Source organism: Citrobacter sp. Cpo091 (genome assembly GCF_030332645.1).
Classification (GTDB): Bacteria; Pseudomonadota; Gammaproteobacteria; order Enterobacterales; family Enterobacteriaceae; genus Citrobacter; species Citrobacter portucalensis.
On the sequence record NZ_JAOWHL010000028.1, the window covers coordinates 245,489 to 266,067 of the forward strand.

General features: G+C 46.8%; 19 protein-coding genes and 1 pseudogene. 14 read left to right on the forward strand and 6 right to left on the reverse strand.

Going from position 1 to position 20,579, the window contains the following annotated elements:
- The first annotated feature begins 122 nt into the window (after positions 1–122).
- Positions 123–674, forward strand: a complete 552-nt coding sequence (locus OGY04_RS04700) for a LuxR C-terminal-related transcriptional regulator (RefSeq protein WP_198802385.1) — start codon at positions 123–125, stop codon at positions 672–674.
- Between the two features lie 76 nt (positions 675–750).
- Here the strand turns inward: OGY04_RS04700 and OGY04_RS04705 are convergent, their stop codons facing one another.
- The 3 genes from OGY04_RS04705 to OGY04_RS04715 all read right to left on the reverse strand — a co-directional run bounded on the left by OGY04_RS04705 (position 751) and on the right by OGY04_RS04715 (position 4,490).
- Positions 751–2,010, reverse strand: coding sequence for an MFS transporter (locus OGY04_RS04705; protein ID WP_071446227.1), 1,260 nt, complete (start codon positions 2,008–2,010; stop codon positions 751–753).
- Between the two features lie 65 nt (positions 2,011–2,075).
- The gene (locus OGY04_RS04710) at positions 2,076–3,023 is read right to left on the reverse strand and encodes a PfkB family carbohydrate kinase (RefSeq protein ID WP_286584857.1); all 948 of its coding nucleotides are present in this window, start codon (positions 3,021–3,023) and stop codon (positions 2,076–2,078) included.
- 30 nt (positions 3,024–3,053) lie between these two features.
- Positions 3,054–4,490, reverse strand: a complete 1,437-nt coding sequence (locus tag OGY04_RS04715) for a glycoside hydrolase family 32 protein (RefSeq protein ID WP_286584859.1) — start codon at positions 4,488–4,490, stop codon at positions 3,054–3,056.
- Positions 4,491–4,664: 174 nt separating this feature from the next.
- Between OGY04_RS04715 and OGY04_RS04720 the strand changes: the two genes are divergently transcribed.
- The 7 genes from OGY04_RS04720 to fucO all read left to right on the forward strand — a co-directional run bounded on the left by OGY04_RS04720 (position 4,665) and on the right by fucO (position 12,759).
- On the forward strand, positions 4,665–5,660 hold the full coding sequence (locus OGY04_RS04720) for a LacI family DNA-binding transcriptional regulator (RefSeq protein ID WP_048216224.1): 996 nt from the start codon (positions 4,665–4,667) through the stop codon (positions 5,658–5,660).
- Positions 5,661–6,182: 522 nt separating this feature from the next.
- On the forward strand, positions 6,183–7,037 hold the full coding sequence (locus OGY04_RS04725; RefSeq protein ID WP_103014332.1) for an amidohydrolase family protein: 855 nt from the start codon (positions 6,183–6,185) through the stop codon (positions 7,035–7,037).
- Positions 7,038–7,050: 13 nt separating this feature from the next.
- On the forward strand, positions 7,051–8,430 hold the full coding sequence (locus tag OGY04_RS04730; protein ID WP_053071042.1) for a PTS transporter subunit IIC: 1,380 nt from the start codon (positions 7,051–7,053) through the stop codon (positions 8,428–8,430).
- Between the two features lie 28 nt (positions 8,431–8,458).
- The gene (locus OGY04_RS04735; RefSeq protein ID WP_286584861.1) at positions 8,459–9,454 is read left to right on the forward strand and encodes an aldo/keto reductase; all 996 of its coding nucleotides are present in this window, start codon (positions 8,459–8,461) and stop codon (positions 9,452–9,454) included.
- Between the two features lie 47 nt (positions 9,455–9,501).
- On the forward strand, positions 9,502–10,602 hold the full coding sequence (locus tag OGY04_RS04740) for a mandelate racemase/muconate lactonizing enzyme family protein (RefSeq protein ID WP_048216226.1): 1,101 nt from the start codon (positions 9,502–9,504) through the stop codon (positions 10,600–10,602).
- 29 nt (positions 10,603–10,631) lie between these two features.
- Positions 10,632–11,528: a dihydrodipicolinate synthase family protein gene (locus OGY04_RS04745; protein WP_079934767.1), complete on the forward strand. Its 897-nt coding sequence runs from the start codon at positions 10,632–10,634 to the stop codon at positions 11,526–11,528.
- A 79-nt stretch (positions 11,529–11,607) separates the two neighbouring features.
- Complete coding sequence (fucO, locus tag OGY04_RS04750; protein WP_079934768.1) at positions 11,608–12,759, forward strand: lactaldehyde reductase; 1,152 nt, start codon at positions 11,608–11,610, stop codon at positions 12,757–12,759.
- Between the two features lie 53 nt (positions 12,760–12,812).
- Here fucO and OGY04_RS04755 read toward each other — a convergent pair whose 3' ends face one another.
- Positions 12,813–13,424 carry a GntR family transcriptional regulator gene (locus tag OGY04_RS04755; RefSeq protein ID WP_048216229.1) on the reverse strand — a complete coding sequence of 204 codons (612 nt, stop codon included), beginning with the start codon at positions 13,422–13,424 and terminating at the stop codon, positions 12,813–12,815.
- A gap of 529 nt (positions 13,425–13,953) precedes the next feature.
- Here OGY04_RS04755 and OGY04_RS04760 point away from each other — a divergent pair.
- The 5 genes and pseudogenes from OGY04_RS04760 to OGY04_RS23195 all read left to right on the forward strand — a co-directional run.
- The gene (locus tag OGY04_RS04760; RefSeq protein WP_286584864.1) at positions 13,954–14,874 is read left to right on the forward strand and encodes a helix-turn-helix transcriptional regulator; all 921 of its coding nucleotides are present in this window, start codon (positions 13,954–13,956) and stop codon (positions 14,872–14,874) included.
- Between the two features lie 38 nt (positions 14,875–14,912).
- Positions 14,913–16,010: a chemotaxis protein gene (locus OGY04_RS04765; RefSeq protein ID WP_286584865.1), complete on the forward strand. Its 1,098-nt coding sequence runs from the start codon at positions 14,913–14,915 to the stop codon at positions 16,008–16,010.
- 46 nt (positions 16,011–16,056) lie between these two features.
- Entirely contained in the window at positions 16,057–17,628 is a 1,572-nt protein-coding gene (locus tag OGY04_RS04770; protein ID WP_286584866.1) for a cobalamin adenosyltransferase, read from the forward strand.
- The gene (locus OGY04_RS04775; protein WP_048224059.1) at positions 17,625–17,891 is read left to right on the forward strand and encodes a YkgJ family cysteine cluster protein; all 267 of its coding nucleotides are present in this window, start codon (positions 17,625–17,627) and stop codon (positions 17,889–17,891) included. Before OGY04_RS04770 ends, OGY04_RS04775 begins: the two co-directional genes overlap by 4 nt.
- A 253-nt stretch (positions 17,892–18,144) precedes the next feature.
- Positions 18,145–18,345 (forward strand): annotated as a pseudogene (locus OGY04_RS23195) (tyrosine-type recombinase/integrase); the annotation flags it as partial.
- On the opposite strand, the gene OGY04_RS04780 reads toward OGY04_RS23195, so the two are convergent.
- Both OGY04_RS04780 and OGY04_RS04785 read right to left on the reverse strand, forming a co-directional pair.
- Positions 18,344–18,844, reverse strand: a complete 501-nt coding sequence (locus tag OGY04_RS04780) for a FidL-like protein (RefSeq protein ID WP_048216234.1) — start codon at positions 18,842–18,844, stop codon at positions 18,344–18,346. The pseudogene OGY04_RS23195 and the gene OGY04_RS04780 overlap by 2 nt on opposite strands.
- Positions 18,834–19,625 carry a winged helix-turn-helix domain-containing protein gene (locus OGY04_RS04785; protein WP_231504598.1) on the reverse strand — a complete coding sequence of 264 codons (792 nt, stop codon included), beginning with the start codon at positions 19,623–19,625 and terminating at the stop codon, positions 18,834–18,836. Before OGY04_RS04785 ends, OGY04_RS04780 begins: the two co-directional genes overlap by 11 nt.
- A 277-nt stretch (positions 19,626–19,902) precedes the next feature.
- Between OGY04_RS04785 and OGY04_RS04790 the strand changes: the two genes are divergently transcribed.
- A complete protein-coding gene (locus OGY04_RS04790; protein ID WP_048216235.1) occupies positions 19,903–20,436 on the forward strand; it encodes a hypothetical protein in 534 nt (177 codons plus the stop codon).
- Positions 20,437–20,579: the final 143 nt, after the last annotated feature.

The window sequence follows — 20,579 nt, forward strand, 5'->3', positions numbered from 1 at the left end:
ATTAATATAATATGTACAGTACCTTTGTTATATGCTGAAAGCACTCATGCTGAGCATTTTTTTGATTAAGACTATACATAGCACCCTCTCTAGAACAATTGTGATTTTTCATTGAGGCCATAATGATGAACATCGTTCAGGAACATACTGGAAACGCAGATTTATGGATTGATGATATTTTTATCAGGCAAGGGCTAAAGAATATTCTTGCAGATATTGTTTTCGAAGATGATAAGACGCATCTGGTTTTTTTCACTGCCAATCACTTTGAGGCGGTAAAAAGGCAAAATTACGATCTGAAAACGCATCGTCTGGTACTGCTGATTGATGGTCATCTGTACAGATATCTCAATGATTTATCACTTTACAGACTGCCAATAGATGTTAGCGTTGCCACATTCAAACAATTTATTGTTGATATTACTCGTTCTGGCGGTATACACGACAATCAGTCGGAACTAAATATTTCGCTGACTGCGCGAGATAAATATATTCTAACGCAGTTAGGAGAAGGTCGAACTATTTTTGAGATATCCGCCTTGTTAAATCTACATTTGAAAACGATTTACCAGGCCAGGCAGAATCTGATCAAGAAGCTTGGTTGTTCTGGGCTGATTGATTTTCAGGGAATACTGCGAGCGAAAATATTCCGCAAATGGCTGGAACATGCCTGAGTAAATCGACAGTTCGTACTTACTTTTGGGGGATACGACAGGGCCAATGGCCCTGTCCGATATATTTTAAACTTCGCTACTCTGTCACCAGTTCATTTCCCATCTTCTGCTGATGATGTTTTTTGCTCAACGAGAAGTAGCCAAATATTAGCGTTATTACCACAATGCTGGCCATAATCAGGAAGATTTCCTGATAGCCCACTTTATCAAACAACTTACCGACAGGCAGTGACAGCACGATAATGCCAATGGAACTGGCGATATTGAAGCCAATAAGATATATCGTTGATGACAGGCGTTTATCAAAATTTGCTACGCTGAATTTAAACACTGAAATAACGAACAGTGGGACTTCCAGCGCATGAAGCATTTTAATCAAGGAGATAATATAGATATCGGTGAACAGTGCTGAACCCAGGATTCGACAGGTCATGATTGTGCCACCCAGCAGCAATGCGGATTTAGGCCCGATGCGGTTAATCAGGAATGGAACCAGCGCCATACCGACGGCTTCCATAAAGACCTGTACCGAGTTGAGGTAGCCGTATACGCGTGGTGCCAGTTCGGGATCGTCAAATAAGCTGGCGTAAAACACCGGGAACATCTGCTGATCGTAGATGCTATAGAACGACCAGGTACCGACGACAAAGATAACGAAAAACCAGAACTGCGTATCTTTAAAGATAGTGAGAAAATCCTTTCGGGTCAGCGCGTCGGGTTCAGGAGAACGCGTTTTTACAGAAGATGGGGCGGGTGAGTTGGTTTTGAACAACACGTTAATCAACAGGAATAACACCCCCATTACCGATACGCACCAGAAGTTAATGTGTGGGTTGATGCTGAAGAAGATACCGCCAACAAATGTCCCTGCGGCGTAGCCAAGCGATCCCCACAAGCGGGCGGTGCCGAATTCAAAGTTGAATTTGCGGCTCACTTTTTCGACGAAGCTTTCTACCAGACCACAACCCGCGAGGTAGCCAAGGCCAAAGAAAATGGCTCCCAGCGCCATACCAAGTTTGAAGTTGGAGGTCAGCAGCGGTTCGTAAACATAAATCAGGAACGGGCCGCTGAGCGTGATGACTATCCCCATCAGCCAGATAAGGTGTTTACGGGTGCCGAGCTTATCCTGCAGAAAACCGTAGACCAGCATAAACAGCATGCTAAAGAACTGGTTTACGGCATACAGCATTCCCAGCTCCGTTCCGGACAGGCCAAGTTTATTTTTTAGCCATATCGCATAAAAAGACCACCACAACGACCAGGCGGCAAAGAAAAAAAGCAGATACCCGGACGAGTACCGATATTTGTCATTACTGAACGGCATATTTATCTTCATGATTTTTCCAATCCAGATCAGGTCATTGTAAGGTCTTTCTGATACGACGTAACGAGTGCGCTTTATTACGGGGTAATCGTCCTCCGTAGCGACGGTTGTGACTGAATAAAGCTGCTCAGGTGTTGGTTGTCGGGAAACGCGCTTAGCGCGCCACGCCGGGTGGTCGCCAGAGCACCACAAGCGCTGGCCTGTTCGATAAGTGGAAGTAGCGTTGACGTCGATTTGGGCCAGCCTTCCTCGGCGAGTGCCGCCAGCAACCCGGCCATAAAGGCATCACCGGCGCCAGTGGTATCGATACTTTCGACGTTATAGCCGCTTAAAGTTAGCCTGCTGTTTTGCCAGAAAGCGATAGCGCCGTCGGCACCGCGGGTGACGATTTTCAGGCGTGCAGGAAAATCAACCAGACGTTCGCAGGCGCTACTGAGACAGTTGGTCTGCGTTAGCCACAGCACTTCTTCTTCCGACATCTTCAGAATGTCGCTCTGCCGGGCAAACTCGTTGACAAGGTCAAACATCTGCATCTCGTTGCTCCACATCTGCGGACGCAGATTGATGTCAAAGCTCAGAGTGCCGCCGGTCTGTCGCAATGCGGCCATAGCCTGGGCGAGGGTGGCGCGGCAGTCAGGGGCAACCAGCGCCAGCGAGCAGAAGTGCAGAATATCGGCGCCAAAGTCGGGCAGGCTCGCCGGGCTGAGAAATTGATCGGCAGACGGATAGACCAAAAACTCAAACTGCCGCTCGCCGTTGGGAGCCAGTGAAACCAGTACGGTACTGGTGTGCTGATGTGCATCAAACTCCAGACTTCCTGTATCCACCTGCGCTGTTTCCAGCGTCTGATGCAGAAAGCGACCAAAAGTGTCATTGCCCACACGGCCAATAAAACCGCTGGCGCGGCCAAGGCGAGCCACGCCGATTGCCACATTGAAGGGAGCGCCTCCCGCGCAGGCTTCAAACTGCATATTGTCGCGCGGCAATAAATCCACCACAGCGTCTCCGAGCGTCCAGATAGTCATTATTTTTCCCCAAAGCAGTAGGACGGGTGTTTATTTGGCGCTGAGCGGCCAGGCATGCCCTTGATTAAAAATGGCGTGTCCGTTCAGGCTGAATAAGGTCAGTTGGCGATCGTCCGGTTCAGGATAAATACGACTGCTAAGGGTATATTCACCGTGATTGACAAATACCTCTACCGAGGAGCTGTCGATAAATAAGCGCAGATCCAGCCGGTCACCAACTGGCAGCGGCACGCTGCGATAACCAGAGAGACCATGCTGCGGGTAGCGACGATCCAGCACCAGACGCTGTGCCTGAGCATCGACGTAGACCCGTAGTCCGCCACCCAGCGCGATACCATATTCTTCAGCACTGCTGCGGGCGATATCGATGCTCAGTTCGACTTCAATAGCGTGCGCCTGCTCCTCTACCATCAGGGTGCGATTGTGTAGTTCGCTGACCGGCCAGACATGAAGCTCACCGCGTAATAATTCCAGCTCTTTCACCGGGTTCATACGCAGCCGCTGATCGGTATCGAGCGTCACCTCGCGGGGGAGGGTAAGCATGCCCGCCCAGCCGTCGGCTTGTTCTGGTATTGGCGATTCCCACATCGACAGCCAGCCAATCACGATGCGGCGCCCATCCGGGGTGGTAAATGACTGGGGGGCGTAAAAATCATGCCCGTGATCCATCTCCTGGAAGGCGTGGGTGACGTGAAAATGGAGATTATCCTGCCATTCGCCGACCATATAGCCGCTCTGGAACAGGTTACGGTAATCGTATCCGTCTGCGGCGATGCCCTGCGGCGAGAACATGAAGACGAGCTTATCGTTGAGTGGGAAGAGGTCTGGGCACTCCCACATGTAGCCCATGCCGTCATCGGCCCTGCCGAGCGTGCTGGCAAACTGCCAGTGCTGTAGATCTTGCGAGCGATAGAGCTGCACTTCGCCCACGTCATCGACCCGGGCGCCCACCACCATGTACCAGTTGTCTCCCTCTTGCCAGACTTTCGGATCGCGAAAATGGTGTACGCCTCGCGGGGTATCCAGAATCATGCCCTGGCGTTCAAAGTGAATCCCGTCGGTGCTGGTGGCCAGGCACTGTACCTGATACAGGTTTTCCTCTTTCGCCTCGCCGTCAAACTTGTGTCCGGTGTAGATCAGGGCCAGCTTATTACCTTCAACCACCGCTGAACCGGAAAAACAGCCGTCTTTATCTTCCGGCCCTTCTGGTGCCAGTGCGATGGGTAAGTGCTCCCAGTTCACCATATCGCGGCTGCGCGCATGGCCCCAGTGCATTGGTCCCCAGACCGGCTGCCACGGATAGTGCTGATAGAACGCATGGTAGTAACCATCGAACCAGGACAGACCGTTGGGATCGTTCATCCAACCCGCTGGTGGCGCCAGGTGATAGCGTGGATACCAGCGCGGGTTTACAAGGTCTTTCTGCTGGCTTAAGGCTTCGTTGGCTTTGGAAAGTAGTGACGTCATTTGCTTGTCCCTGTAAGTGAATTGATCAAAAGATAACGTTAACATTCTCAGTTTTCTCGCAGATTTGATGGTAATATCGATGTTAATCACAAAAGTTAACGTTAACATTTTGCAGGTGTTATCGAGATCGCATTTTCAGACCCCGGCAAAGTGAACACCGGCGAAGGAGAGGGTATGGCATCTTTAAAGGATGTGGCGCAGCGGGCTAACGTCTCGTTAATGACCGTATCGCGGGCGATTAACGAGCCCGAACGGCTACGGCCTGAAACCTATAAAAAGGTGATGGAAGCGGTAGATGCTCTGGGGTATGTCTCCGATCTCTCCGCTAAAAAAATTCGTGGTGCGAAAACCACGGCTAACACGATTGGGGTGCTGGCGCTGGACACCATGACTACGCCATTTTCCGTGGAGATAACGCTCTCTATCGAAGAGACCGCGCGGGCACACGGTTGGAATAGCTTTGTGGTGAATATGTTCAGCAATGACAAGCCAGAGAAAATGGTTGATCTGCTGCTGGCGCATCGTCCGGACGGTATTATCTACACCGCGATGGGACTGCGCCAGGTACCTGTACCGGAAAAGCTGCATAAGTATCGCTGCGTGCTGGCGAACTGTGAAAGCACAAGCGGCCCTTTTCCCACCTATATTCCCGATGATGAACAAGGGCAATATCTTGGTGTGAAAGCGCTGTTGGCCGCAGGCTATCGTCGACTGCTGTGCATCCACCTACCGAAAGGAATTGTGGCGACCGATCGCCGTCGGGCGGGAATGGAGAGGGCTTGTCGTGAAGCAGGTGTCGACCCTGATGCAATGTTCCACCACTATCTTCCGCCGGGCGAGCGCCACCATATTGATGCGGCGGAGATTGCCGGGCATTACCTGAGCGGCGCGCGCCCGATGTTCGATGCGGTGGTGTGCGGTAACGACCGCGTGGCTTTTGTTATCTACCAGCTCTTGCTGGGGCGAGGGCTGCGCATTCCGCAGGACGTCGCTGTGCTGGGTTATGACAATATGGTGGGCACCGGCGAGCTATTTTTGCCGCCGCTCTCAACGGTACAGCTGCCGCACTATGAAATCGGTCGTCTTAGCGCGCTGCATCTTATCCAGGGGCTCGATCACCGGGATACCGTGCGGGTAGACAGCCCCTGGCTTCCGCGCGCCTCAATATGATTAACCTAACTGCTTCGTTTCATCAACCGGAGGGATGTGTGAATTATGTGGGGGTATCGCTAATTTGCTGGTGGATGTTACAAAACTGAAACGTGGGGGTACTGCTAAGTCACGGTTTAGCGCGCAAGGCTCAAAGTTGGGGCGCGTATTAAACTCTCGTCGTAATTTAGGGTTTCAATAAAATAACCGTTATTTATTAATGTTAACGTATCAATACATCGTAACTTACGAAACGTTTAGATTTTAGTTCGTACTTACCCATCTATCGCTCTTCTCTGCTCATTCTGCTTCTGTAACTTCAGCGGGACGCACAAGCGTCCACCACATTAACCACATGCAATAGTTCAGCTCAGTGACATCGGATTCTACGGCGGTTATAGGCTTTTACGTCCCTTTTTTAGCCTACAGATAAACCGTGAAAATTGTGATCCCGTACTCAGATAGTGCATTCCGTGGTTGCCTTTTAACCACAGACTTTTATTGTATTCTCATTGTATACAATTAAAATACAGGATGGTGAGTATGAAAGTGATTGATACCCATAACCATGTTTGGCATTGCCAGGGAGAGCATTTTGCCTGGATCACAGACGATCTGGCGGCAATTCGCCGTGATTTTCTTATTGACGATTTGCAGGCCGTATTGGCTGAAAACCACATCGAAGGCGCCATTTTAGTACAAGCCATCCCTTCAATTGAGGAGACCGAATGGCTGCTGGAAATAGCTGAGCATCACGATGAAGTAAAAGGTGTTGTGGGATGGGTGGATATAAACCGCGGGGCTGGGATCGCAGAGGATTTGCAGAGACTGCAGAGAAAATCCCGCTATCTGAAAGGGATCCGCTATATGTCTCAGGGCTTGCCTGAGAGCCATTTAGTGACCCCGCAATTTATCCAGGGGGTACGTTGCGTTGGAGAGCAGGGGCTGGTGTATGAACTGCTGGTTACGCACCAACAGCTGGAGGCGGCAAGCCAGCTTATCTCTGCTTGTCCGGAAGTGACCTTTGTTATCGAACATGCGGCAAAACCCGCAGTTCGCGACGGAGAAATTACCCGCTGGCGTGAACAGTTAATGTTGATTGGTGAGGCTTACAGCAATGTTTTTTGCAAACTATCAGGCCTGGTCACGGAAGCAGATTATGCCCGCTGGACGGGACCTGGGCAGGCGAGCCAGGAGCTTGAACCTTATTTTAGCTCGGTTTTTGCCGCATTTGGTGATGAGCGAGTGATGTATGGATCCGACTGGCCTGTTTCTCTACTGGCATTACCGTATGCCGACACTTTAGGGCTTTACCAGAACTACCTGCAATCTCACCAGGCTCTTTCCAGCGATAACTTTTTTTATCGCGTGGCAGAGAAGGTTTACTCATTAAAGTAACAGGGGGGCATTTATGGAAGTCGTTCAATATATCCTCGGATTTGGCCCGGCAGTGGTCATTCCAATGATTATGTTTTTATTTGCCGTGCTATTTGGCGCGAAACTTGCCGATGCGGCAAAAAATGCAATGACGGTAGGTATTGGGTTTCTCGGTCTTTCGTTGCTGATCGGTTTTATGGTGACATCACTTAGCAGCTCGACAGAAGCGATGGTAAAAAACCTCAATCTTCATTATGAAGTATTGGATCTGGGCTGGCCGTTAATTAGCGCCTTCAGTCTGGCTGCGCTTTCTCTGCCGATTGTTTATGCGTTATGTTTTGCCACTAATTTGTTGATGATTTCAACCAATACCACCAAAACCCTTAACGTTGATTTTTGGAATTACTGGCACTTTGTATTTGCCGGAATCATCGTTGAACAGGTGACGGGTTCATTTTGGATGGGGATTTTTGCAAGTTGGATCACATTTATTATTACGCTAAAAATCGCCGATTACATTGCCCCACATGTGCAGAAATTCTGTGACACGCCAAACGTGACCATTACTCAGGCGGAGATCGTCGCATGGGCCCCGCTGGCATTTTTAATGGACCGTGTAATTGATCGCATTCCGTTGATTAACAAAATTGACCTTAATCTCAGCAAAATTGAAGCCAAACTAGGGTTTTTTGGTAGTCCGTTAGCGATGGGGGCCATTCTGGGGGTGATCATCGGTATGCTTGGCGCGCTACCGTTCAGTGATATTATTAAGAGTGGAATGAATTTTGCTGCGGTCATGGTGTTATTACCGACGATGGCGGGAGTGCTGGTCAGTGGTCTGGTACCGATTACTGAAATTGCTTCTGAATGGGTAAAGAAACGTTTTCCTACAAAGTCACTTTATTTTGGTATCAGCGGTGAAATTGCTTTTAAAAATCCTGCGGTATTGTCTGTAGGTATTTTGATGGTGCCACTCACGATCCTGATTAGTACTATTTTGCCTTTTAATACCATGATGCCATTCGCCGATATTCCTTATCTGCCGATATTTGTTGTCTTTGGCACGGTTGCATGCAACGGAAACATGTTCCGTGGATTAATTAATGGCATTGTCATCGTGTGTGGGATCCTGTGGTTTGGTTCGGATCTCGCTGTAGTGTCGCAGGCTTTGGCCGAAAAGGCACAACTGAATGTGCCAAAAGAGATGATGGCCTCATCAATCGATGGTGGCTCACACGCTATATCTTATATCTTCTACAAAATGTTCGAGCTGTTAAAAGGAATGAATCCTGCGCTCTTGTGTCTTTTTTCTATCGTAGTGACCGGGATTATTATTTATGTGCTGAAGTTGATTTTTAATATTAATAATAAATCAACAGCAGCGACCTCATTAACTGCAAACAAAGTTGACTAAGAATACTGATAAACATCAGGGGAATATTATGATCACTCAGAATAAAATTAAAAGTGTAGGGCTTAGTGTACCTTCTTTAACCTTCGGCGCAGCCAGCCTGGCTAATTTATTCAGAACGCTGAGCAATAACGAAGCCATGGACATTGTTGATAAGGCAATTCAGGTTGGCTGGCGCTACTTTGATACTGCACCACATTATGGCAGCGGACTTTCTGAACTGCGTTTAGGTCTGGGATTACGTGGACTGGAGCGTAGCGAATATGTTTTGTCCACCAAGGTTGGTCGCCTGCTGCAATCCCGGAAACAAGAGCCAGGCCTTGAAGCAGGGGAATTTTTTTATGATGAGAACCCTTTTAACCGACAGGCTGATTACTCCTATGAGGGCATCATGCGCTCATACGAAAACTCTATCCAGCGGCTGGGAACCCGTTATATCGACATTCTCTATGTACACGATCTCGGCACTTATACCTACGGCAATACGGAACTGGAACGCCAACATTTTAAAACCTTCTGCGAGTCAGGGCAGAAGGCTTTAGAAGAGCTAAAGCGCAATGGTGATATCAAAGCCTGGGGCGCAGGCGCGAATGAAGAGGCAATCCTGATGGAGGTGATGGATAACGCTGCCCCGGATATCTTAATGCTCGCCAACCGCTACAACCTGCTGGAAACAGACCGCCAGGCGTTCTTTGCCAAATGTGAAAGCAACAATGTTTCGGTGGCTGTTGCTGCACCTTTCGCTACCGGAGTTTTAGTCGCGAAAGATAAATCGAAGGCGTTGTATGAATACGGTTCCGCGCCAGCGCAGGTTATTGAAAAAGTAAATGCGATAGAAGCGCTATGTGCAAAACATGCCGTGCCGATTGGTGCTGCGGCGCTGCAATTCCCATTAAGAAACCAAAATGTGGTCACCGTAACCTGCGGCGTTCAATCCGTAGAACAAGCGTTGACTAATTTTGCCTGGGCTAACTGGGATATTCCGCAGGAATTGTGGGATGAACTGGCCAGCATTGGTATTCAGTAAGCATCATTTGTAACTTTGCGAAAAAATTAACAGATATTGAGGATGTAATGAAAATAGTTAAAGCCGAAATCTTTATGGTTGATTTGAAACCTAAAGTAAAACGTGTCGATGCGATTCAGTCTTTTGTCTCACAAGAGACGCCGATTATTCGTTTAACAACATCGAGTGGAGAAATTGGTGAAGGCTATACCTACACAATTGGCACCGGCGGCTCATCTGTGGTTGCGCTGTTACGAGATCACCTGTTACCGAAATTGATTGGTCAGGATGCGACGATGATTGAGGGCATCTGGGAATCATTGCTGTTCTCAACTCATGCGACCTCGGTTGGCGCCATTACGTCTCTGGCATTGGCAGCCATTGATACCGCATTATGGGATTTGAAGTGTAAGCGCATGAATTTGCCGCTGTATAAAGTCGCAGGTGGTGCGAAGTCGCGCATGAAGTTATACACCACCGAAGGGGGCTGGCTGCATTTAAGCACTCAGGAATTAGTTGATGATGCGCTGGCTGTTAAGGCGCAGGGATTCTGCGGTTCTAAAATCAAAATTGGTTCTGAAAGTCCGGTGCGTGATATCGAGCGTTTGACTGCTGTACGTGAAGCGGTGGGTGATGAGTACGTGATCATGACTGATTGCAACCAGGCGTTTAAATTCTCGGAAGCCAAACAGCGAGCAGCGTTGTTGGAGCATATTAATCTTTCATGGATTGAAGAGCCGTTTCTGGCACATGATGTTGATTCTCATCAAAAATTGTGTGAGTCAACCACCATTCCTGTCGCGGTGGGTGAGTCCATTTATTCTATCCAGCACTTCAAAGAGTATTTACAGAATAATGCCGCAGATATTATTCAGGTTGATGTGGCTCGTATTGGTGGTATTACACCATGGCTTAAAGTTGCACATATGGCGGAATGCTTTAATAAAATTGTCTGTCCGCATTTCTTGATGGAATTACATATATCATTATGTTGCGCCATTACTAATAGCCGTTGGTTGGAATATATTCCACAGCTCGATAGTGTTACTCTGAATAAGGTGAATATTCGCGAGGGATATGCTTTCCCACCAGAAGAACCTGGTTTGGGTATTCAGTGGGACTGGCAGAAAATACAGGCTGATACTGTTGTTTACCATGTCATTGAATAAAACAATTTTTATTTTCTCAGGAATATATTATGTCTGAAAATCATGCTCAATTTCACGGTGCATGGTGCCCATCAATTACGCCTTTTGATCAACAAGGAAATATTGATTTATCGGCACTGCAGCAGCATTTGCGACGTTTGGAAGAGGCTGGGACTCATGTCGTATTGCTAATGGGAAGTATTGGGGAGTTCACCGCATTAACGCTGGATGAACGACTGATGCTTATCCGTGAGGCACGGAAAATGTCATCGCTGCCGCTGGTGGCAAATATCTCAGCTACCTGTATGGCGGATATGATACGTCTGGCAGAAGAGGCCTGGCATTGCGGGTATCAAGCAGTGATGATTCTACCTCACTACTATTTTCAACAAACGCCGGCCCAACTATTGGCATACTACCGCGATCTGGGGCAGCGCCTGAATGGAAAATGGTTCGCATACAACTTTCCTGCCCGAACTGGATGCGATCTGGACGCGGTACTGGTAGCGCAATTAGCGGCAGAATTTCCCAATTTTGTGGGTGTTAAAGATACTGTTGATTGTCTCTCTCATACTCGCGCAATTATTCAGTCAGTCGCGTCCGTTAGAGACGATTTTGTTGTTCTGTCCGGTTATGATGAATATCTTATCCCAAATCTTCTGGCGGGTGGCGCGGGAGTTATTTCAGGATTAAATAATATTTGTCCCGAACTTTTTGTGCAGGCAATTAAAGCCTGGGATGAAAATGATCTTACCCAGCTTACTGGCATACAGCGTGAGATAAGCCGACTTTCTGCTATTTATAATATTGGTAATGATTTTGTTACTACAATTAAAACCGCGGTGGCTCATAAGTTTCAGTATTCTGGAGAGAAATCAAGAAGCTTTGCGGGGGAACTAACTCGTCAGGAATCGCAACAGATTGACATAATGTTCAGTATCCAATAATCAAAAATCAATAACAGCACACATTATGCCACGGCAATGCTGTATTGCTGTTATATCTCTCTGTTATAAGGTATAGAATATGTCTTATAGAATGATATTAAATGAAACCTCATATTTTGGCGTGGGTTCAATTAACGCTATCGTTGATGAAGTTAAAAAGCGAGGTTTTAAAAAAGCGCTGGTAGTTACTGACCACGATCTTATCCAGTTTAATGTAGCGACCAAGGTACTTGATATTCTTGATAGCGCAGGGTTGCCTTACCAAATTTTTGATAAGGTCATACCTAACCCTACGATTGACGTCGTGCAGCAAGGTGTTGAGGCATTTCGTCAGGCGGGGGCAGATTACCTGGTCGCTATTGGTGGCGGTTCACCGCAGGATACGTGCAAAGCGGTAGGGATAATCATTAACAACCCTGAGTTTGCCGATGTCCGCAGCCTCGAAGGTGGGGCTGACACTAAAAATGCCGCTGTACCGATGATTGCCATTCCAACGACCGCGGGTACGGCAGCTGAGGTGACTATTAACTATGTGATTACCGATGTAGAGAACCGACGTAAGTTCGTTTGCTATGATCCTCATGCTATTCCGGTCGTTGCCATTATTGATGCTGACATGATGGCCAGCATGCCGCCCAGTTTAAAAGCGGCAACCGGTGTTGACGCGCTGACTCATGCAATCGAAGGATATATTACGAAAGGGGCATGGGAATTAACCGATACGCTTCATTTAAAGGCGATTGAGATGATAGGGCGTTCGCTACGCGGTTCGATACAGGGAGTCGCCCATGACGCTGAAGGCATGGCGGTGGGGCAGTATATTGCCGGGATGGGCTTTTCTAATGTCGGATTGGGCCTGGTGCATGGGATGGCCCATCCTCTGGGAGCATTCTATGGTACGCCACACGGCGTCGCCAATGCAGTGCTATTGCCGCATATCATGGCATACAACGCCGAGTTTACAGGAGACAAATATCGCCAAATTGCACAGGCTTTGGGCAATACTCAGGCCATGGTGATGCCGATCGAAGAGGCGCGTCAGGCGGCCGTTGAAGCCGTGGCACAGCTTAACCGCGACGTAAATATTCCCGCCCGACTGCGCGATATCGGCATGAAATATGAAGATATCGATGCTCTGGCAGCTGCGGCAATGGCGGACGTCTGTACAGGTGGAAACCCTCGAGATACTTGTATTGAAGAGATTAAGGCGTTGTACCGACAACTCTACTAATTTTTAACTTTCCACATGACCGGTAGAAATACCGGTCATGTTATATGCATAGCCTATTTAAAGCTGGAGAACAGGCGGTTGTAGGAGTTGTTGACGTGATGGGCAATGGCTTCACGGGTTTGTTCTATATCGCGGGCAATAATACCGGCGCAAATTTTCAAATGTTCTTTGGATGAATCAATAATTGAATCATTTTTCATTTTGTCTGAACGCAGCATGCGTAACCGGTCATACATGAAGGTCAGCGTTTTAGTCACAATAGCGTTGTGGCAATCGGATAGCATTTGTTCATGTAGCTCGTTATCAGCTTCGAGTAATAAAGACACATTCGAATCATGAAAACCGACTTCAATTTTATCTTTAATTGTCTGGTAGCGTTGCGGGTCCTGGTTCTCCCATGACAAATTCAATACCATAATTTCAATGTCTTTTCGGATCTGGAAAATATCACGTATTTCACTGAGCGTAATGGGTTTAATGGTTTTCGTTTTATTTTTGGAAGGCTCAATCCAGCCTTCAGTCATCAGGCGAAACAAAGCTTCGCGCAGCGGCGTACGGCTGACATTAAGTTCCTGACATAGCTCATTTTCTGAGATAGCCCCCACCAACTCATTGGCGATGATTTTGGCCTTCAATTGATGATATGTTTTTTCGCTGATGTTCATAGTCTGGCTTTAATGAGGGTCATAATCATGTTTAATGAGATACAAATTAGCCCCTTGTCACTATGAAATCAATGGGTAAGCCCGGTTGTACAACGAATTAGCTCGTGTTTCAACGACTCAGTCAGCAGCACTAACAGCTGCCAGCGCGTCCACATCCTTCTGCAGATGATGTTTTTTTACTCAGCGTGAAGAAACCAAATACCGGCGTTCATACCACGATACTGGCCATCATTAAGAAACTCTCCTGACAATCCACCTTTGCAAACTCAACGTTGAATTTGGCTTAGTGGAAGAGATAGCCGTTAGCCAGTTTGATGAGGATGTATGCAGGTGGTCTTTTGGCCGCCATGTCTCTGGCATTTACTCCTGATGAGGAGCGCTTTTTGTCCCTAAAAATTGTCCAATGCGACTAATGCTCAAATAAATTGTCGATTTCTCTAAAAAAAATGATCAGCGTGCCGATACACTGACAGGATATGTCAGCATTTTATATATAATTCATGTCAGGAAAACAGAAAAGTAGGTGCTTATGGCTGATTCAGCAAGGAGTTGCTCAGCAGAACGTTTAGTCGATATCCTAATAGAGCTGCAAACTTGTGGCGTTGTGAATCGCTATCAGTTGATGAAGAAATTTAATATCACTGAACGAACGGTCTATCGTGATCTTAATATGCTTTCCTCCTTTATTGAGGGGTGTGGTGGAGGAGAGTATCGATTAATACCGATTCGCGCGCAGAATAATAGCGCCTATGCCCTTCATGACCCACTGGCAAAGCTGCTGGACGCCGACGCGGTTTTTCCTGATAGAGATGAGGATTTTTGGCTTAGCTTAGAAAAACGAGCGGTAGAACAGCATGTTAGAGTTCAGCTTGGTCGCCCTGAACATTCAGTCAGAAATGATTTGCGAAAGTATTTTAACTTATTAGAAAAAGCGATTCAGAAAAACAGTGTCTGTCATATTTTATATAAAGACAAAACGCGCACCGTTCACCCTTATAAATTAGTTAACCAGAAAAATATTTGGTATCTGCTGGCGACCGAGGACGGAAAGCTAAAGTCTTTTTCGTTAAGTAAAATTCGATGGTTGGATATCCGGAAAGAGCATTTTACGGTCGATACCCCCACACTGTCATTAATTGATGAGCATCGCGATCCATGGGTAAGTGAAGAGACGTTTGAGGTGCGGGTGCGTATTAAACACAGCATTGCTGGCTACTTCGCAAGACGAGATTTACTGCCTCAGCAAGAATTAGTGCGTGAAGAGAATGATGGCGTGACTTTGCTTTGCAAGGCAGCACATCAGAATCAAATTATTCCATTAATTCTATTCTGGTTACCGAATATAGAAATTCTGGAACCGGAATGGTTGAAAAAAACGGTCATCAGCATACTGCATAACTACATCACTGGCGATCGCGACTCAATTCCTGTTCTGGAATGTGATGCGTAGCGGGTAACAACGACTTATTGCACAGGAGATTTTTATTTATGGCATTACCTTTCATTATTCTGGGCGTCGCGGCAGCGGCAACGGCGTTTGGTGGCAAAAAAGCTTATGATGGCTACCAGAAAAAATCAGAAGCCGACGATGTTTTAGATCGCGCGCAGCGTCGCTTTGATAAGCATAAAGAGAGCTTTGACCAGGCGAATGAAACAACGTCGAAAAAACTGGCCGAGTTGGGTGAAAAAGAACTGAAGATCGGTAAAGATTTCAATGAATTTAAAACGATTGCCGACGATCTGTTGGCGCGTATGGCTAAGGATGGGCATAAAGATCTTCGTCTGAAGGTACCGCAGCACAACATCAATAAAATTCAGAGTCTGGCGATTTCCGCCACGGAATACCTGACGACGGTCGTCGGTGCCGGGGTGTCCGGTGCTGCCGCTGGTTTTGCCGTGTACAGCGGTGTGATGGCATTTGCCGCAGCGTCTACCGGTACGCCGATTGCCGCCCTGTCTGGTGCGGCGGCGTATAACGCCACAATGGCGGCTATTGGCGGCGGTTCTCTGGCCGCAGGCGGCTGGGGAATGGCGGGCGGTGCGATGGTACTTGGCGGCGCGGTAGTGGCTCCGTTGATTGCTATCGCAGGCTGGGCTTACGACAGCCATGCCGAAAAGGCGCTTAACAATGCTTATCAAAGCTCCCGTGAAGTGACTGCTGCGGTGGAAAAAATGAATGCGGCTGAAGCGCAGCTGACGAAGGTGCAGCAGTATGTAAATAGCATTTATGAATCAATAACCCGTATGCATAGCGTCTTTGTTCAACACTACTTTGAACCGCTGAAAGCGATGCATGCCATCATTGTTGAGCGTCATGAGAAGAATATAACCACTGAGATTAGTGAGTCGGAAGAGATCATGGCTATTATCGACCATGGTTATGAATTAGCCGCCATCATGACCGACGTGATCACCACGCCGCTGTTCAAGCCGGTGACGCAGGAAAACGGTGAAGCTGTTATCGAAGACGGCGTGATCCAACTGCAGACCGACAGCAACGGTATGAACCTGCTGAACAAAGAGATTCTGGACGAAAAACTGGCGGTTTCTGCTTCTGAGTTTGACGCATTTTCTTCTCGTATTTAATCGACGCGCCGGGCGAATCTGCCCGGCATTGCTATGGGCGAGCACAATGAACACAGCCAGGTTTGACTGGGGTGAAGAGTTACATCAGACGGTGGTTAAGAGTCTGACCACCTCTTTTGGGTTGGATTTTCTCTTTCTGGAGGATAAACACGGCGGCGATGTGAATACCATTCATAACGCTCGCGAGGGAGTGTATGCCACCGACGCCGAGCGTCAACGGTACGAGCAACGTGAAGGGTATGATTCTCATCATTACCATAGCCACGAAAACTACATTGCCACCAACCGGGCGGGAAAAAAGGCGCACGAGGCCGGTACGTTGACCGATACCTACACCGGTGAGAAATTTGCGGCTAATGATAAAAAGAACCTCGACCATATTATTGCCGCCCATGAAATTCACAACGATCCAGGGCGTATCCTTGCCGAATGCGATGGTGCCGATCTGGCTAATGATTCATCAAATCTGACCTTCACGAATGAGTCGCTGAATAAGGCGAAGAAGGCGAAAACGATGGATGCCTTCGTGCAAACGCTACAAGAACAGCATGCTGTGACCACGCAGGAAATTGCCCGTTTACGCAGCCAGCCAATGCTTTCCGAGCAAGAGCAAAAACAGCTGAATAAGCTGGAAAATAAAGCCGCCGCCGATTTTGAACGGATGAAAGAGGCCGACAAAAAGGCGCGGGCAAAATACAACAGTACGATCAATCAGGAATATTACACCAGCAGTAAGTTTGCGAAGAATGTTGCCACCGCCACAATGAACAATGCGTTTCGCATGGGAACGCGGCAGATGTTGGGGCTGATTCTGGCAGAGACCTGGTTTGAGTTCCGCGCGCGTATTCCCGTGATGTTTGAGAAGCATCGTCATTCATTCGATGCCGGAGACTTCCTGCAAGATGCGGGGGAGGCATTACGCGCAGTCTGGCAGCGAGTGCAGGGTAAATTCAGCACTTTCCTGACGTCCTTTAAAGACGGTGCCATCGGTGGCGTGCTCTCCAGCATTACAACGACGCTGTTCAATATCTTCTTTACGACTAAGAAGATGATGGTGCGCCTGATTCGTGAGATGTGGAACAATTTGGTACAGGCCTTTAAAGTTATGGTCTTTAACCCTGAAGGGTTAGCGCCGGGGCAGCTCGCTAAAGCGGTAAGCAAGCTGGTGGCTGCGGGTGTGGCCGTGGCTGCTGGTGTGGTGGTTAACGAAGCTTTAGCCAAGATGCTCGTCTTTCCTTTTGGTCCGGAACTGGCCGCTTTCTGTGGTGCGCTGGCGACAGGTATTCTGACGCTGGTAATGAACTACTTCCTGGAACACAGCGCATTGATGAAAAAGGTCTGGGCGTTTCTGGATACGTTTAAAGATAAGTATCAGAAAGCACTAGAGTATTATCAGCAGGTGAATGCTGAACTCGATCGTTATCTACTGGAGCTTTCGGCGTTAGAGTTTGCTATTGACTCGTCAGCGTTATCGCGTTTCTCGCTGCATCTTAACGCGGTGAACAGTGAAATTGAGCGTGGTTTGTTGCTGCGTGCAGAGGTTGAGCGCCGAAATATTGCGCTACCGTTTGAAGCAGGGAATACCCGCTCTGTGCGTAGCTGGTTAAGTAAGCTATGACGCTAACGCCCGCGTTTCCCTGTAACCAGTGTGGCGCTTGTTGTCGCCACGTCGATCGCGCCAGTGAAACGCAATTTCTTGATCGCGGTGACGGCATTTGTCGTCACTATCAGATGGAGACAAAGCTGTGCGCGATTTATGAAACACGTCCGCTTATTTGCCAGGTAGAAAAGCAGTATCAGCTTAACTACCAACAGCAATATAGCTGGCAGGAGTTTATTACGCTTAATCGTGAAGCGTGTTTAATTCTGGAGAAACTGTAGGGCGGTGTGCTTAACGAAGGGGTCAGCGTCAATATGTACTCATTTTGGAGTTGGCTCGCTTTCGTAATGCGAAGGTCGTAGGTTCTACTCTTATTATCCCATTAGAATAAAAAAGTTACATTTTTAACCTGCGTGTAATTCTACTGTTTTCTCTCCTGCGTACTTACTGGTGTGCTTATTTAGCATGTCATAGCTGAGTGTCATGTTCCCGTTCTCAAATAAATTCAGACCCTACAAACTATTCCCTTCATAGGCTACTAAGAAGCCAATCCAACAGAAGTATCTAACTGAAAACTCATTGCGTTTACATGAAAGTGGTCAAATGCTTGATATACCTCATTGGACGTCCCATGATCTGTGCCGCCCTGTACGGACAGGGCTATCTCGTTTGCAATGTCCAAACGAGGTAGCTGAGGCTATATTGGGGCATATGCGTGGCGGCGTTGAAGGTATTAGGATTTACTGACACATAAAAGTGATGGTGAAAAAATGTTGCCTATCAGATATGCATTTTGAAGTTTTGATACATGCATTCGTTTCTCTGGTTCAGAGCTATCGTAGATGGCTTTAGTAAAAAAATCATCAGGCATTGTGTCAGCTGATTTCTTTCTCAGTCGTGCTTCAGAAAGCCTTACGGTGCCAGAATCTAGCATCACGTATTCAAACGCAATGGTACGCTGGACGCTACTTTTCCCAACGCCATGCTCTCCTGTTTCCGTAACGACACCAGAAAAATCAACCTCACCGGATCCGTCTTTATAAATCTGAACGTATACACTGCCATTGAATTTCACCCCATGAGGTAATTCTGGCATCGAGATCGTCGATACACAGTTGATGCTTATCCCATTATTGGGTGCCCAGTCAGCGATTCCTGTCGCGCGAACAGCAATTGCTGAAACAAACGCAATTGCTGAGACGCTTATCAGTGTTTTTTTCTTATTAATTTTCATGGATATAGATATCCTTGCAACCTGCAAATTTAGTTTGTTCTTTGTTATTCCAGGTGCAGCGGGACAAAAATACGCGTCCTTTTTCACCGTAGGTGTATAGATCGTCAGGCTGGAAGAAGTAGGTCGCACCCTGAATGCACGGAAGGTAAGTGTTTGTTAACAATCTGGCTTTTTCGAGTTTGACGGACATCATTTCTGGGGAGTTGTTATAAAAAGTATACACAGGGCACTGATCAATCTTACCGAGTTTCCAAGTCTTTATAGCTGAAATCATATCAGAAGCACCATTTTGTAATGGGTAAAAGGCTATAACCAGTGAACTCAGCAACAAAGTCATTACCAAAATCCAGATTTTTGCCGATACTTGCGTTTTTTTTATTTGCACCGATGCCTTAACATTTAATGAATTGATTTCACGGTAGTTATCAGTCTCTCTGATAGATATAGAGTCATCAGGAACCAAGAAGCCCACCCGGGGTATAGTCTGAATGACTTCCTGATTACAGCCGAGATCGTGGAGTCCTCTTCGTATAAATGAAATGTACTGGCTCAGAGAGTTATTCGAGGCCTGAAACCCATTCTTATCCCAAACATTAACTAAAAGATCCTCACGGGAAACGACCTTGCCTCGTTGCTCAAGCAGGAACGAAAAAATACGATTCGCCGTGATGGAAAGTACAACCGAATTTTCGGGTGATGAAAGACTGGCAAGGACACCATCATCAGTTCTGAATGTTACTTCGTTGTAAATTTGGTAAAGCATATGTGTATTCATCTGCATATGATTGTTCCTCTCTATTTTAGCTGATATTTCACGTTTTGACATTGTGCTCTATCACGCATACGCATTTTGCAGTTAGATATTTTATAAAACTATTTCTTCTATTGCTTTATCAGAATATCTACCTATATGACATGACATTACTTCTATAGATTCCTGGGTAAGGTGTTGTTGTATTATTATTTTCGTCTCAAACCCTCCCAGTAACGAGGCTCTTCGTGAAGGTTCTGTCAATTAATTTTGAGAACATCATGAAGGGCATTATCAGGATTTACTCATGATGGATAGGCAAACATTCATGGTCATCACGCATGATACTTTTCTTCGTCAGTCTATTTTCGCTTTAATGAAACAAATTTGTTGTGAAAATAGAATATGTTTCATTGATGTCGATTCATTTAACTCGCTTGGAGAACTGAATGACACCCTATATCACTTTTCCAAAGAGGATGAAATTCGAACGATTTTGATCTCTCGCGGGTTATGGATCTCTAAGGTTATCTCATCCCAAATTGATTTATCTGTGTATGATGATTTAAACAAATGGCGACACCTTATAACGATAGCTAAACTAAAATCGGTGAGTAATGTAATTGAAAAAATTGAATTCTTCAAGGACTTCAAAGGAATGAGCCAATGTGAAGTTAAAACAATTCAATCACTAAAACTTTCAGAGAGTATTTTCTTGGCTGCAAAAAAATCAGGCGTAAGTTATAAAAACTTTTTGAGAAGTACACTCGCTATAGCAAAGAGGTATAATCTTAAAAACACCGCCAACCTGCACTTCTTTGTTTACAGGTTTAATAAATAGGATTACTCTCAAAAAAGTTTTTCCAGGGTGGTAATCCCCCCTGGAGCTTTTTAATCATGAAGCTATTAGTTAACGACATGCTGAAAATATATATCGATAATATGTACTCACCAGAATGTATACTTCCGCTAACCAATAAAATG